This window comes from Terrabacter sp. Soil810 (assembly GCF_001429645.1).
Classification (GTDB): Bacteria; Actinomycetota; Actinomycetes; order Actinomycetales; family Dermatophilaceae; genus Terrabacter.
In genome coordinates this window covers 897,037-911,099 of record NZ_LMSW01000011.1, presented here as the reverse complement: position 1 = coordinate 911,099, position 14,063 = coordinate 897,037, and the positions used below count along the sequence as shown (strand labels likewise).

13 protein-coding genes are annotated in these 14,063 nt (G+C 71.3%); 5 read left to right on the top strand and 8 right to left on the bottom strand.

Features of this window, described 5'->3' with window-relative positions:
• The first annotated feature begins 111 nt into the window (after positions 1 to 111).
• From mmsA to ASG96_RS10105, 5 genes are all read left to right on the top strand, one after another.
• Positions 112 to 1,653 carry a multiple monosaccharide ABC transporter ATP-binding protein gene (gene mmsA / locus ASG96_RS10125; protein ID WP_056754732.1) on the top strand — a complete coding sequence of 514 codons (1,542 nt, stop codon included), beginning with the start codon at positions 112 to 114 and terminating at the stop codon, positions 1,651 to 1,653.
• Between the two features lie 59 nt (positions 1,654 to 1,712).
• Positions 1,713 to 3,011: a multiple monosaccharide ABC transporter permease gene (mmsB, locus tag ASG96_RS10120; protein WP_056754008.1), complete on the top strand. Its 1,299-nt coding sequence runs from the start codon at positions 1,713 to 1,715 to the stop codon at positions 3,009 to 3,011.
• A gap of 96 nt (positions 3,012 to 3,107) precedes the next feature.
• Entirely contained in the window at positions 3,108 to 4,208 is a 1,101-nt protein-coding gene (locus ASG96_RS10115) for a sugar-binding protein (protein ID WP_056754005.1), read from the top strand.
• Between the two features lie 126 nt (positions 4,209 to 4,334).
• A complete protein-coding gene (locus ASG96_RS10110) occupies positions 4,335 to 5,138 on the top strand; it encodes a methyltransferase domain-containing protein (RefSeq protein ID WP_057587861.1) in 804 nt (267 codons plus the stop codon).
• Between the two features lie 66 nt (positions 5,139 to 5,204).
• Positions 5,205 to 6,053 carry a GNAT family N-acetyltransferase gene (locus ASG96_RS10105; protein WP_056753998.1) on the top strand — a complete coding sequence of 283 codons (849 nt, stop codon included), beginning with the start codon at positions 5,205 to 5,207 and terminating at the stop codon, positions 6,051 to 6,053.
• A 4-nt stretch (positions 6,054 to 6,057) separates the two neighbouring features.
• Here the strand turns inward: ASG96_RS10105 and ASG96_RS10100 are convergent, their stop codons facing one another.
• From ASG96_RS10100 to ASG96_RS10065, 8 genes are all read right to left on the bottom strand, one after another.
• Entirely contained in the window at positions 6,058 to 6,468 is a 411-nt protein-coding gene (locus tag ASG96_RS10100) for a MauE/DoxX family redox-associated membrane protein (protein ID WP_056753995.1), read from the bottom strand.
• A 32-nt stretch (positions 6,469 to 6,500) separates the two neighbouring features.
• Positions 6,501 to 7,346, bottom strand: a complete 846-nt coding sequence (locus ASG96_RS10095) for a GNAT family N-acetyltransferase (RefSeq protein ID WP_235506439.1) — start codon at positions 7,344 to 7,346, stop codon at positions 6,501 to 6,503.
• A gap of 87 nt (positions 7,347 to 7,433) precedes the next feature.
• Positions 7,434 to 8,111: a hypothetical protein gene (locus ASG96_RS10090; protein ID WP_056753990.1), complete on the bottom strand. Its 678-nt coding sequence runs from the start codon at positions 8,109 to 8,111 to the stop codon at positions 7,434 to 7,436.
• 1 nt (position 8,112) lies between these two features.
• Entirely contained in the window at positions 8,113 to 9,273 is a 1,161-nt protein-coding gene (ispG, locus tag ASG96_RS10085; protein WP_056753988.1) for a flavodoxin-dependent (E)-4-hydroxy-3-methylbut-2-enyl-diphosphate synthase, read from the bottom strand.
• Positions 9,274 to 9,343: 70 nt separating this feature from the next.
• Positions 9,344 to 10,690 carry an RIP metalloprotease gene (locus ASG96_RS10080; protein WP_056753985.1) on the bottom strand — a complete coding sequence of 449 codons (1,347 nt, stop codon included), beginning with the start codon at positions 10,688 to 10,690 and terminating at the stop codon, positions 9,344 to 9,346.
• 87 nt (positions 10,691 to 10,777) lie between these two features.
• Positions 10,778 to 11,980, bottom strand: a complete 1,203-nt coding sequence (gene dxr / locus ASG96_RS10075) for a 1-deoxy-D-xylulose-5-phosphate reductoisomerase (protein ID WP_056754728.1) — start codon at positions 11,978 to 11,980, stop codon at positions 10,778 to 10,780.
• A 33-nt stretch (positions 11,981 to 12,013) separates the two neighbouring features.
• Entirely contained in the window at positions 12,014 to 12,535 is a 522-nt protein-coding gene (locus tag ASG96_RS10070; protein ID WP_056753981.1) for a pyridoxamine 5'-phosphate oxidase family protein, read from the bottom strand.
• A 68-nt stretch (positions 12,536 to 12,603) separates the two neighbouring features.
• Positions 12,604 to 14,013: a hypothetical protein gene (locus ASG96_RS10065; RefSeq protein ID WP_157610767.1), complete on the bottom strand. Its 1,410-nt coding sequence runs from the start codon at positions 14,011 to 14,013 to the stop codon at positions 12,604 to 12,606.
• Positions 14,014 to 14,063: the final 50 nt, after the last annotated feature.

The window sequence follows — 14,063 nt, the reverse complement described above, 5'->3', positions numbered from 1 at the left end:
GTTGACGACCAGATGAGCGACCCCTCCATCCCGGCTCCTGGATCATCGGCTGCAGACAGCACCGGCGCCGCGGCGGGCCCCGCCGACACGCCCGGCAGCGTCATCCTCGAGATGCGGGACATCACCAAGGAGTTCCCGGGAGTCAAGGCGCTCTCGAACGTCTCGATGGCCGTCCGCCGAGGTGAGGTCCACGCGATCTGCGGAGAGAACGGCGCCGGCAAGTCCACCCTCATGAAGGTGCTCTCCGGGGTGCACCCCGCGGGCACCTACGACGGTGAGATCCACTTCGAGGGCCAGGTGTGCGAGTTCAACAACATCCGCGACAGCGAGCACGCCGGCATCGTCATCATCCACCAGGAGCTCGCCCTCATCCCGGAGATGTCGATCGCCGAGAACATCTTCCTCGGCAACGAGACGGCCAAGAGCGGTGTCATCAACTGGCTCTCCACCCGGGCCAAGGCGCGCGAGCTGCTCGCCCGCGTCGGCCTCGAGGAGGAGCCGGACACCAAGATCCGCGACATCGGCGTCGGCAAGCAGCAGCTCGTCGAGATCGCCAAGGCGCTCTCCAAGGACGTCAAGCTGCTCATCCTCGACGAGCCGACCGCCGCGCTCAACGCGGGCGACTCACAGCACCTGCTCGACCTCATCGCGGGCCTGCGCTCCAAGGGCGTCACCTGCATCATGATCAGCCACAAGCTCAACGAGATCGAGCAGATCGCCGACTCCATCACCATCATCCGCGACGGCAAGTCGATCGAGACGCTGCGCGTCAAGGAGGACGGGGTCGACGAGAACCGCATCATCCGCGGCATGGTCGGTCGTGACCTCGAGTCCCGCTTCCCCGACCACACGCCCGAGATCGGTGAGGTCTTCTTCGAGGTGAAGAACTGGACGGTGCGCCACCCGAGCGTGCCCGACCGCCTCGTGGCCAAGCACAGCGACTTCTTCGTGCGTCGCGGCGAGATCGTCGGCTTCGCCGGCCTCATGGGTGCCGGGCGCACCGAGCTGATGCGCAGCCTCTTCGGCCGCTCCTACGGCACCTACGTCGAGGGCACCATCGTCAAGGACGGCAAGGAGATCCGGCTGCGGTCCGTCGCCGACGCCATCGACGCCGGTCTCGCCTACGTCACGGAGGACCGCAAGACCCTCGGTCTCAACCTCCTGGACGACATCAAGCGGACCACGGTCTCGGCCCGGCTCCAGCGCATCACCCGCGGCTTCGTCGTCGACGAGCGCGAGGAGTACAACTACGCGGAGTCCTACCGGAAGTCCTTGCGCACCAAGGCTCCCAACGTGGACGAAGGGGTCGCGAAGCTCTCTGGCGGCAACCAGCAGAAGGTCGTGCTCGCGAAGTGGCTCTTCACCGAGCCCGACCTGCTCATCCTCGACGAGCCGACGCGCGGCATCGACGTCGGCGCCAAGTTCGAGATCTACGGGATCATCCAGCGCATGGCCTCGGAGGGCAAGGGCGTCATCCTCGTCTCCTCCGAGCTCCCCGAGCTGATCGGCCTGTCCGACCGCATCTACACGATCGCCGAGGGCGCCGTCACGGGCGTGCTGTCGCGCGAAGAGGCCGACCAGGAGTCCCTGATGCGCCTCATGACGCGACGGACCCACGGCGGCTCCCAGGCGACGACGCGCGAGAGCGCGTGACCCGCGCGCCGGCACCCACCCCTCCCCCATCCACACCCGACACAGCCAGGACTGCACCCATGGACAAGGTCAAGAAGATCTTCGGTGGCGACACCCGTCAGCTCGGCATGATCTTCGCCCTCGTGGCGCTGATCATCTTCTTCCAGATCTGGACCGACGGGCTCACGCTCACGCCGGACAACGTCATCAACATCTTCCAGCAGAACTCCTACATCCTCGTGCTCGCCATCGGCATGGTGCTCGTCATCATCGCCGGCCACATCGACCTCTCCGTCGGCTCCGTCGCGGCGTTCGTCGGCATCTGCGTGGCCATCGCGATGCGTGACTGGGGCCTCAGCTGGTGGATGGGCATCCTGTTCGGACTCGCCATCGGCGCTCTCGTCGGTGCGTGGCAGGGCATGTGGACGGCATACGTCGGCATCCCCGCCTTCATCGTGACGCTCTCGGGCATGCTCCTCTTCCGCGGCGCCAACCAGTACGTCGGCAAGTCCAACTCGGTGCCGGTCTCCGAGGACTTCCAGGTCATCGGCGGTGGCTACCTCCCCGAGGTCGGCCCCGACACCGGCTACAACAACCTCACGGTCCTCATCGGCCTGCTCCTCGCGATCGGGATCGTCGTCGGTAGCCTCCGCAGCCGCCGCGCCCTCGTCAAGCTCGGTGCGGACGTCGAGGAGGCATGGGTCATGTGGGTGCGCCTCGGGCTCATCTGCGCCGCCATCATCGGGGCGACGCTCCTCTTCGGCTCGGGCCGACCCGGCACGTCGTTCCCGATCTCCGGCATCATCCTTGCGGTGCTCGTGCTGGTCTACGGCTTCATCTCCAACCGCACCGTCATCGGCCGCCACATCTACGCCGTGGGTGGCAACCGCCACGCGGCCGAACTCTCCGGCGTGAAGAGCAAGAAGGTCAACTTCCTCGTCATGATGAACATGTCGATCCTGGCGGCCCTCGCCGGCATGATCTTCGTGGCCCGGTCCACCGCGTCGGGCCCGTCCGACGGTGTCGGGTGGGAGCTCGACGCCATCGCGGCCGTCTTCATCGGCGGCGCTGCCGTCACCGGTGGCGTCGGCACCGTCGTCGGCTCCATCGTCGGAGGTCTCGTCATGGCCGTGCTCAACAACGGTCTGCAGCTCAAGGGAATCGGCGCGGACGCGACCCAGATGATCAAGGGCCTCGTGCTCCTCGTCGCCGTGGCCTTCGACGTCTACAACAAGTCGCAGGGCCGGGTGTCGCTCCTCGGCATGCTGACCCGCAACTTCCGACGCGGCGGGAGCGACGACGACTCCTCCGCCCTGCCCCCGCCGTCCGCGGCGACCGAGACGACCCCGGTCAGCGAGACCATCCGCCAGTCCAGCTGAGCCACGGGCTCAGCTCACGAGACGCGGTCCCGGGCGCCGCCCGAGGCCGAGAAGAATCCGCGCTCCGCCCGGACGCGATGAGAGGAAAGAGAGCACATGCGTACCTTCACCAAGGTGCTGGGCGTCACGGCTGTGGCCGCCCTTGTTCTGACCGGTTGCGGTCGGAACAGCGACACCGGCACGACGCCGGGCGCATCCGGTGGTTCCGCCGCGGCGGGCTTCCCCGCCAACGCCGTCATCGGTGTCGCCCTGCCGCAGAAGACGTCGGAGAACTGGGTGCTCGCCGAGCAGCTGTTCAAGGACGGCCTGTCCGCCGCCGGCTTCCAGGGCGACGTGCAGTTCGCCAACGGTGGCGTGTCGGAGCAGCAGAACCAGATCTCGGCCATGGTCACCAAGGGCGCCAAGGTCATCGTCGTCGGCGCCATCGACGGCTCGCAGCTGGGCACCCAGCTCAAGGCCGCCAAGGACGCCGGTGCCATGGTCATCGCGTACGACCGCCTCGTGAAGAACACCCCGGCGGTCGACTACTACGTGGCCTACGACAACTTCAAGGTCGGCGAGCTGCAGGGCCAGGCCCTGCTCGACGGCATGGCCAAGAAGAAGCCGAACGGCCCGTACAACATCGAGCTGTTCGCCGGATCGCCCGACGACGCCAACGCCCAGGTCTTCTTCGACGGCGCCATGAAGGTGCTCCAGCCGAAGATCGACGACGGCACCCTGAAGGTCGTCTCCGGCCAGAAGGACTTCAACCAGGTCGTGACCCAGGGCTGGAAGGCCGAGAACGCCCAGAAGCGCATGGACACGCTCCTCGCGGCCAACTACACGAGCGCCGCGCTCGACGGCGTGCTCTCGCCCAACGACACCCTGGCCCGCGCGGTCATCACGTCGGTCAAGGATGCCACCAAGCCGGTGCCGATCGTGACCGGACAGGACTCCGAGGTCGAGTCGGTCAAGTCGATCATGGCGGGTGAGCAGTACTCCACCATCAACAAGGACACGCGCAACCTCGTCAAGGAGACCATCGCCATGGTCACCGCCCTCCAGAAGGGTCAGACGCCGACCGTCAACGACACCAAGTCCTACAACAACGGTGTCAAGGTCGTCCCGGCCAACCTGCTGCCGCCGGTCATCGTGACCAAGGAGAACGCGGCCGAGGCCTACGCGAACGACCCGACGCTGGCCCCGCTCACCAAGTGAGCTGAGTCCGCCCGGTCACCGCAGTCTCGGTGAAAGCTCGGTGAAGGCCCGCCCCGTCAGGGGCGGGCCTTCGTCGTCCCCGGACGCTCCAGCCTCGCGCTGCGGGCGAGGCGTAGCGTCGCCCCCATGGCTGACGTCTACCTCCACGGTCACCACGCGAGCGTCCTCGCGTCGCACGGCGCGCGCACCGCCGCCGACTCGGCGGCGTACCTGCTCCCCCACCTCCGCGAGGGCCTGCTAGTCCTCGACGTGGGCTGCGGACCCGGCACGATCACGCTCGACCTCGCCGAGGCGGTCGGCCCGTCGGGTCAGGTCGTCGGTGTCGAGAACGTCGACGGCCCCCTCGACCAGGCCCGTCGCCTCGCTGCGGCGCGTGGCGACGATCGCACGCGGTTCGAGCTCGCCGACGTCATGCGGCTCCCGTATGCCGGAGCGTCCTTCGACGTCGTCCACGCCCACCAGGTGCTCCAGCACCTCACCGACCCCGTGGGGGCCCTGCGCGAGATGGCGCGGGTCGCGCGCCCGGGTGGCCTCGTCGCGGTGCGCGACGTCGACTACGCCTCGATGGCGTGGCACCCGGCCTCCGAGGGCATGACGCGCTGGCTGGGGCTCTACCGCCGCCTGGCACGGCTCAACCACGCCGAGCCGGATGCCGGGCGCCACCTCGTCGCGTGGGCGCACGCCGCCGGCCTGTCCCACCTCACGCCGTCAGCCTCCCTGTGGACGTATGCGACGCCTGAGCAGTGCGGCTGGTGGGGCGGCACATGGGCGCGGCGCACGCTCGAGTCGACCTTTGCGACGCAGGCCGTCGAGCGCGGGCTCGTGACACCCGAGGAGCTCGCGGAGATCAGCGACGCCTGGCACGCCTGGTCGCGACACCCGGACGCGTGGTTCGCGATGACCCACGCCGAGGTCATCGCCCACGTCTGACGGCCTCCGGCCGCCGGCCACGGAAACGGCTCGCGACGGGCCCGCCACCTTTGCGAGAGTTGTCGTATGCCGCGCTCCTCCTCCACGTTCACGCTGGTCACCGACCCCGCCGAGGCCCGGGCACGTCTCGACGGTCTCGTCCGGCAGGAGCCGGAGGCGCTCAGCGTCGTCGCGAGCGTGACGGAGGGCCTCGTCGCCGACCCGGGCCGTTACGTCGGCCCGCGCTGGTGGGTGGTCGCCGACGACGCTGACCGGCTCGTCGGCGCCGTCATGCACACACCGCCACACCCGCTCCACATCGCGCTGGCTACGGCTGACGAGGCCCGCGACCTCGCCGCGCTGCTCGCGGACCAGGGCGACGAGCTGCCGGGCGTCGGCGGCCGGCGGGGGCCGGCCGAGGCCTTCGCCGACGAGTGGGCCACCCGCACGGGAGCGACGACGACGGTCGTCATGGAGGTGGGTCGCTTCGACCTGCCGACGCGCCCGCGAGTGCCCTTCGAGGTCAGCGGCTCCTTCCGGCCGGCCGACGGCGCCGACACCGCGCTCGTCGACGACTGGCACCAGCAGTTCGTCGACGCCATCGAGGGAGGTGGGCGGGCAGCCTCATCCCTCGCCCGGCACGTCGAGCACGGTCGGGTCGGCCTCTGGGAGGACGCCGGCCGCGCCGTGTCGATGGCGTACGCCTCCCCCGCCAACGGCGGCGTCACCCGCATCTCGGGCGTGTGGACGCCGCCGGCGCTGCGTGGCCGGGGCTACGCGAGCGGGGTGGTCGCGGCCCTCAGCCGTGCGCGCCTCGACGCGGGCGAGTCGTGCATGCTCTACACCGACCTCGCCAACCCGACGTCGAACGCCATCTACCAGGCCATGGGCTACCGCCGGGTGGGCGACAGCATCAGCATCACCTTCGGCGGCTGACGCCTCAGCGCACCACACCCCCGGCGCGCAGCGCGGCGCGGATCATCGGCCACTGGAGCGGCAGCCGTGCGACGGTGGCGGCGAGGTAGCCCTGCTTCTTCGGGTCGTCGGGGTCGCGGTCGAGCCGGCGCTTGGCCTGGCCCGTCATCGTGACGTTGGCCGGGAAGACGGCGACGAGCAGGGCCGCGGACGCGAGTCCCGCGGCGCGACGGGTGTGAGGGATGAAAAGGCCGACGGCACAAGCGATCTCGAGTGCGCCGGACGCATACACCAGTGCCCGGCGCGAGGGCAGCTGCCGGGGCACCATCGCCTCGAACGGCTCGGGCTTCACGAAGTGCATGGTGCCCGAGGTGAGGAAGAGGCCGGCCAGGGCGATGGCGTCCTTGCCGAGCGGTGCGTTCGTGGCGGTCTTCATGGGCCCCACCCTAGGCTGGGCGCCCGGTGAGGCTAGAGCAGGACGGTGGTGAACGCCCCGACCTCGCGGAAGCCACAGCGCTCGTAGGTCGCCCGGGCCGCGACGTTGAAGTCGTTGACGTAGAGCGACACCTCGTCGGCCAGGCCCGACAGCACCTGCTCGACGACGCTCGCCATGGCCGGCACCGAGAGCCCCCGTCCGCGCAGCCTGGGGTGCAGCCACACGCCCTGGACCTGCGCGCAGCCCAGCGCGAGCGAGCCCACGTCGGCCTTGAAGACGACCTCGCCGTCCTCGACCTTGACGAAGGTGTGGCCGGCGCGGATGAGTGCGGCCAGGCTCGACCGGTAACCGCGGTCGGAGCCGAAGTACGGCGGGTAGCCGATCTCCTCGGTGAACATGTGGGCGGCCGCGGGCAGGACGAGGTCGACCTCGTCGAGGCGCGCCGGGCGCACGTCGGGGTCGAGCGTCAGGCCGAGGCCCGAGGGCCGGGCGCGCGTCGTCAGCAGCGGCTGGTGGGTGCGGATCGCGCGGACCGGTCCCCACATCGGGCCGAGCCGGTCCCACAGGCCGCCGACCTGCGCGCTCGGGCCGAAGATCGAGGCGCACTGGCGTCGCATGCGGCTGATCCGCGCCGCGACGGCCGTGACCCCGTCGTCGTCGAGCTCGACCGGCACGACGTTGGCGCTGACCCACGCGAGGCCGCGCAGCTCCCCGTCGCCCCAGTGGCCGAGGAGCGCGCCCGGCGAGGCGCGCAACGAGCCCTCGACGATGCGCGCCGCGACGAAGGCGTTGGCCACCCGGTCGCGCGCGCACACCTCGAGCGCGGCGTCGTGGTCGGCCACCGACAGCGGTCGCACGGGGAGGCGTTGGCGGAGCACCACCCAAGAGTGCCTGCCCGCGGGCACCCTGTCACCCCGGCGCGCTTCACCAGCCCCGTCACGGGCTGTCCGTGACCTCCGCCGTGCTCAGCGCCGTGGGTGCAGCACCGGGCGCTCGAGGTCGGTGTTGTCGAGGACCCACGTCGCGCGGGCGCGCGGGTCGACCGCGGCGAGGTAGAGCCGCTGGCCGCCGACGTAGCGCCGGTTCGGCTCCGCGTCGGGGTCGGGGTCGTGGCCGTCGCCGAACCGGGCGTTGCCGCGCGGCACCGACACCTCGAAGGGCACGTCGACCCAGACCGCGGCGTCCCACACGTCGGCGAGCTCGGGCCGCTGGAGGAAGATGCCGTCGACGACGAGCACCGGGTCGCGTCCGACCGCGACCGGCTCGGGGTGCACCGGCCGGTCGGCCTCCACGTCGTTGACGGCCGTGGTGACCGGCTCGCCACGACGGAACGGCTCGATGACGGCGCGACGGAACGCGGCGTAGTCGTAGGAGTCCTCGTAGAAGGTCTCGGGGCCGCGGCCTCGGGCGACCCGTTGCGCCCGGGGGCGGTGGAAGCCGTCGATCGACACGCGCAGCACGTCGCGGGCACGGTCGACCGCGCCGATCACCTCGGCGAGCTGGTCGGCGAGCACCGTCTTGCCCGCGCCGTCGAACCCGTCGACAGCCACGGCCACGCGCTCACCCGGCCGCAGCGCGACGACGCGCTCGGCGAGGTCGCGCACGACGGCGAACCGCTCGCTCGACCGGACCGGGGCACGCACCTCAGCTGACGGTGACGCTCGGGGCACCGGCCGACTCGTCGTCGACCGGCTCGCCCATCTCCTCGGCGAGGCGCATGGCCTCCTCGATGAGCGTCTCGACGATCTGCGCCTCGGGGACGGTCTTGATGACCTCGCCCTTGACGAAGATCTGGCCCTTGCCGTTGCCGGACGCGACGCCGAGGTCGGCCTCGCGGGCCTCGCCCGGGCCGTTGACGACGCAGCCCATGACGGCGACGCGCAGCGGCACGGTCATGCCCTCGAGTCCGGCGGTCACCTGGTCGGCGAGCGTGTACACGTCGACCTGGGCGCGGCCGCACGACGGGCACGAGACGATCTCGAGCTTGCGGGGGCGCAGGTTGAGGCTCTGGAGGATCTGGATGCCGACCTTGACCTCCTCGACGGGCGGGGCCGACAGCGAGACGCGGATCGTGTCGCCGATGCCGCGCGAGAGCAGCGCACCGAAGGCCGTCGCCGACTTGATGGTGCCCTGGAAGGCAGGGCCGGCCTCGGTGACGCCGAGGTGCAGCGGCCAGTCGCCCCGCTCGGCGAGCAGCTCGTAGGCACGCACCATGATGACGGGGTCGTTGTGCTTGACCGAGATCTTGAAGTCGTGGAAGTCGTGCTCCTCGAAGAGGCTCGCCTCCCAGACCGCCGACTCGACGAGCGCCTCGGGCGTCGCCTTGCCGTACTTCTCCATGATCCGCTTGTCGAGGCTGCCGGCGTTGACGCCGATGCGGATGGAGACGCCGGCGTCCTTGGCGGCGCGCGCGATCTCCTTGACCTGGTCGTCGAACTGGCGGATGTTGCCGGGGTTGACGCGCACGGCCGCGCAGCCGGCGTCGATGGCCGCGTAGACGTACTTCGGCTGGAAGTGGATGTCGGCGATGACCGGGATCTGGCTCTTGCGGGCGATCGCGGGCAGCGCATCGGCGTCGTCCTGGCTGGGGCAGGCCACGCGCACGATGTCGCAGCCGGACGCGGTCAGCTCGGCGATCTGCTGGAGCGTCGCGTTGATGTCGGTCGTCGGAGTCGTCGTCATCGACTGCACCGACACGGGGAAGTCGCTCCCGACACCGACCTTGCCGACCTGGATCTGGCGGGTCTGTCGCCGCGGGGCGAGGACCGGCGGGGGCAGGGGCGGCATACCGAGGGAGACGCTCATGGCGCCATTATGTCGCGCCCCACCGAGCCCGGAGCCGAGGAGGTGCCACTCCCGGGCTCGCAGGGGTCGCTCAGCCGAAGAGCCTGATCGGCTTGACGATGTCGGCGTAGATGAGCAGGACGGACATCGTGATGAGGACGAGGCTCATCCCGTAGGCGACGGGCAGTCCCTTGGCGACGTCGACGAAGCCCGGGTCGGGGCGGTGGCGCAGTCGCGCCCAGCCTCGCTTGATCGCCTCCCAGACGGCTCCGGCGACGTGTCCGCCGTCGAGCGGGAGCAGCGGGATGAGGTTGAAGACGAAGAGCGCGAGGTTGAGCGAGGCGATGAGCAGGATCAGCTGGGCCAGCTTGACCCAGTTGCCGCCCTCGTCGGCCGGGATGTCGAGCGCCGCGACCTCGCCGCCGATGCGTCCGACGCCGACGACCGAGATGGGTCCGTTGGGGTCGCGCTCCTCCGAGCCGAAGGCCGCCTGCACGACGCCGGTCATCTTCTCGGGGATCTTGACGATGATCGAGGCGGTGTCGACGAGGCGGTCCCAGACGAAGCCCGGCGCCTGCGCGATCGGGGTCCGCACGAGCTCCTGCCCGGGGGTGATGCCGGCGAAGCCCATCGACGCGAGCACGGGCCTGCCGTCCTTGGCGACGGGGTTGCCCTGGTCGTCGTAGGTGGCACGGTCGAGGACGGCCGGGGTGATCGTGATCGGCACCTGCTGGTCGCCGCGCTGGACGACCCACGTCATCGTGCGTCCCTTGTTGTCGCGGATGGCCGCGGTGACCTGGTCCCACGTGCTGACGGCCGTGCCGTCGACGGAGACGATGCGGTCGCGCTCCTGCAGGCCCGCGGCCTTGGCGGGGGCAACGGGGTCTCCGGGCTTGCACTGCGGCTGCGGCACCTGCAGCGTCGGCGCGGTGGTCGGCACGCAGGCCGACAGGAGGCCGACCTTGGGCGCGACCTGGGGCAGCCCGTAGAGCGTGATGACGCCGGTGAGCAGCACCGCCGCGATGATGAGGTTCATGATCGGGCCGCCGAGCATGATGATGATCTTCTTGCCGGGGCTCAGCTTGTAGAAGACGCGGTCCTCGTCACCGGGCCTGACCTCCTCCATGGAGTCGGCCCGGGCCTGGTCGACCATCTGGCTGAAGCGGCCGGTCGAGAGGGTGCGCAGCTCGCCGGGCTTGTCACCGGGTCGCGGCGGGAGCATGCCGATCATGCGGACGTAGCCGCCGAGCGGGATCGCCTTGAGGCCGTACTCGGTCTCGCCGCGCTTGCGCGACCAGACCGTCGGGCCGAAGCCGACCATGTACTGGGTCACCTTGACCCCGAACTTCTTGGCCGGCACGAGGTGGCCGATCTCGTGCAGCGCGATGCTGAGCGCCACGCCGACGACGACGACCAGGACCCCTAGGAAGAACAGCACCCCTCCATTGTCACATCGACTTCCTGTGATTCCCGATTCGATGTGTTCCACGGTCACCGGTGACCGTGGAACACATCGAATCCGGGGTCATCCCGAGATGGTGCGCCGGGCGGCGTCGCGGGCCCAGGAGTCGGCGGCGAGGACGTCGTCGAGCGTCAGGTCGGTGACCCGGGAGGCCGGCTCGGCGGCATACGCGTCGACGACGTGCGCGACCGTGTCGACGATGTCGACGAAGCCGATGCGACCGTCGTGGAAGGCGTCGACCGCGACCTCGTTGGCGGCGTTGTAGACCGCCGGCCACGTGCCGCCCGCCTCCCCCACCCGGCGGGCGAGCGCCACGGCCGGGAAGGCGTCGTCGTCGAGCGGCTCGAAGTCCCACGACTGCGCCGTCGTCCAGTCCACGGGCACGTCGGCGTCGGCGATGCGCTCGGGCCAGCTGAGGCCCAGCGCGATCGGCACGAGCATCCGCGGGGGCCCGGCCTGGGCGATCGTCGAGCCGTCGACGAACTCGACCATCGAGTGGATCATCTGCTGGGGGTGCACGACGACGTCGATGCGCTCGAACGGGATGTCGAAGAGCAGGTGCGCCTCGATGACCTCGAGCCCCTTGTTGACGAGCGTCGCGGAGTTCGTCGTGATGACGCGGCCCATCGAGAAGTTCGGGTGGGCGAGCGCCTGCTCGGGAGTGACGTCGGCGAGCTCGGCTCGCGTGCGCCCGCGGAACGGGCCGCCGCTCGCGGTCACGACGAGCCGGCGCACCTCGTCGGCGCGACCTCCGCGCAGGCACTGGGCGATCGCGGAGTGCTCGCTGTCGACCGGCACGATCTGGCCGGGCCTCGCCAGGGCCTTGACGAGCGGGCCGCCGATGATGAGCGACTCCTTGTTGGCGAGCGCGAGCGTGGTGCCGGCGCGCAGCGCCGCGAGCGTGGGCTCGAGGCCGATGGCGCCGGTGATCCCGTTGACGACGACGTCGGCCTCACGGGCGGCGAGCGTCGTGCTCGCATCGGGGCCGACGAGCACCTCGGGGTCGTATGCCGTCACGCCGGCCGCGTCGGCAGCGCGGGCGACCGCTCGGGCCAGGTCGTCGTGCGTCCCGCTCGCCACCGCGATGACCGGCACGCGGAGCGCGACGGCCTGCTCGGCGACGAGGTCGAGGTTGGCGCCGGCCGAGAGCCCGAGCACCTCGAAGCGGTCGCGGTTGCGCCGGACGAGGTCGATGGCCTGGGTGCCGATCGAGCCCGTCGAACCGAGCAGGACGATGCGGCGGGGGCGGGCCGAGGTGTCAGTCACCCCGGCATTCTCGCGCAGGCTCACGCTCGGCGGTCAGGTGGTCACTCCTCTCGCCCGGAGGAGCTCGTCGCGCTTGAAGGCGTAGGCGACGGCCCAGGTCATGCGCAGGCGGTACATCCGGATGTCGTCAGCCCACGACCATGGGCTGCTGCCGTAGTGCGCCGTCCAGTGGGCCTCGACCTCGTCGCGCTCCGGTCCGGGGGCCATGAGCTCGGCGTAACCGTGGCTGAAGAGGGCGAGGTCCTCCCCGTCGACGTGGGCCACGCTCACGGCCGGGCGCGTCTCGAGGTGCTTGGCCTTGGCCGACGTGCCGGCGGTGCTGAACGTCCACGTGCCGTGGAGGAAGTGGCCGTCGAGGGCGCTGATGCGCGGCTCCCCCGACGCCGTGACGGTGGCGACCGAGAGGACCTTCATGCCGGTGAGCAGCGCGACGAGCTGCTCGGCGGTGAGGGTGCGGTCGTCGTCGATGATGCTCCTCAGGTGGCCCGTCGCCCTGGCGTGCGAGGCGTCGAGCAGGACCTGGAGCGCGGCTGTCTCGTCAGGTGTCTCGAGCATCCTCCGACGCTAGCGCCGTCCGCCGACAGCGGACCCGATCGTTCGTGCTCGATCGCCGGCGCGCGGCGTCACCACCAGCTGGCCTCGCTCGCGGCGTAGAAGGCGTCGTCGCCCCAGACGAGCCACTCCCCCACGTCGTAGCCGGCCGCGGGCGCGGCGACGTGGGGAGGTGGGAGCAGGACGCTCGAGGGCAGGGCGACGTGCGCCGGGAGGGCCGCCGCACCGGGACGCGACCCACCGTCCGCCGACGGCGGGCTGAGTGGCGGGCCGAGTGGCGGGCCGAGTGGCGGGCCGAGTGGCGGGCCGAGTGGCGGGCTGGGTGGCGGCCCCGGCACCCCGCCCGCCGGCGCGCCCGACGGGGGCGGCAGGTCGGGCGGCGAGTCGGGCGGCAGGTCAGGCGGCAGATCGGGCGCCTGTCCGGGAGGCAGGAAGCCCGTGCGAGGGTCGCGCTGCGGGACGACGCCGGCCTCGGCGAGGTTCTTGACGACCGCGAGCCGCGTCCCCATGAGGGCGGCGATCCCGGAACCGTCGACGACGCGCCCCGGCCCGGCCGGCAGCCACCCGGTGAAGGTCTCGGCCAGGCGGGCACCGGCCTCGCACGGCTCGATCGTCGTGACCACGTCGGCCTCGTGGGACGAGGTCAGGTCCCGTTCGACGATCCGCGTCGGCGCCGACGCCTCGACGACGAGCGAGACCGAGCATGCACGCCGCCCGTCGTCATGGCGGTGGACGGCGACCACGTGCTCGCGTCCCGGCTCGTCGGCGAGCTCGGTGCGCACGAGCTGCTCGAGCGACGGCTTGAGCAGCCGCTCCGACGAGGGCTGGGCGAGCAGCTCCCAGAGCCGGCCGGGTGCGACGGCGACCTCGATCGAGGCCGTCTCGTGCACGGGTATCACGCCGAGGCCGCCGGCCGTGGCGGCGCCGTGTCCGACGAAGCCGCTCGCCGTCGCGGCCTGCACCGGCTCGTCGGACACCGGGTCGCTCGTCCGGCTGCGCGCGGTGCCCTCGACGTCGGCCTTGAGACCGAGGAGCGCCCGGGCCATCCAGGCCCGGGCGAACTCCGCCACGGGGTCGGTCGGCGCGAGGCCGTCGAGCGTCTGGGCGACGACGCAGCCGCCGTCGAGCGCTTCGACCGTCGTCGTCAGGGCGAGCGTCGGGCCGTCCGCCGTCCGGGACACGACGCGCACGCCGTGCGCGACGTCGACGACGGTGCTGAGGCCCACCCAGAGCCGGCCGTTCGAGCGCCGCCACACGCCGACGAGCTCCGGCAGGCCGCCGGGGCCGGCCGGCAGGGCCAGCACCCGCACGCAGTCGACGCCGAGCTCGGCTCCCGGCCCGGGCGCGACGAGGTGCGGCCAGACGTCATCGGGAGCGCGCTCGATGAAGACCCGGTGGCCGACGTCGCGCGCCACGACCGCGGGTGCCGGCTCGTCGCGTCGACCGCCCCGCTCCCCGAAGAGGCCGCGTAGAAGGCTCACGCCCGGCAGTCTCCCCCAGCACGGCCGTCCCGTCACCGGATTCGGGGCAT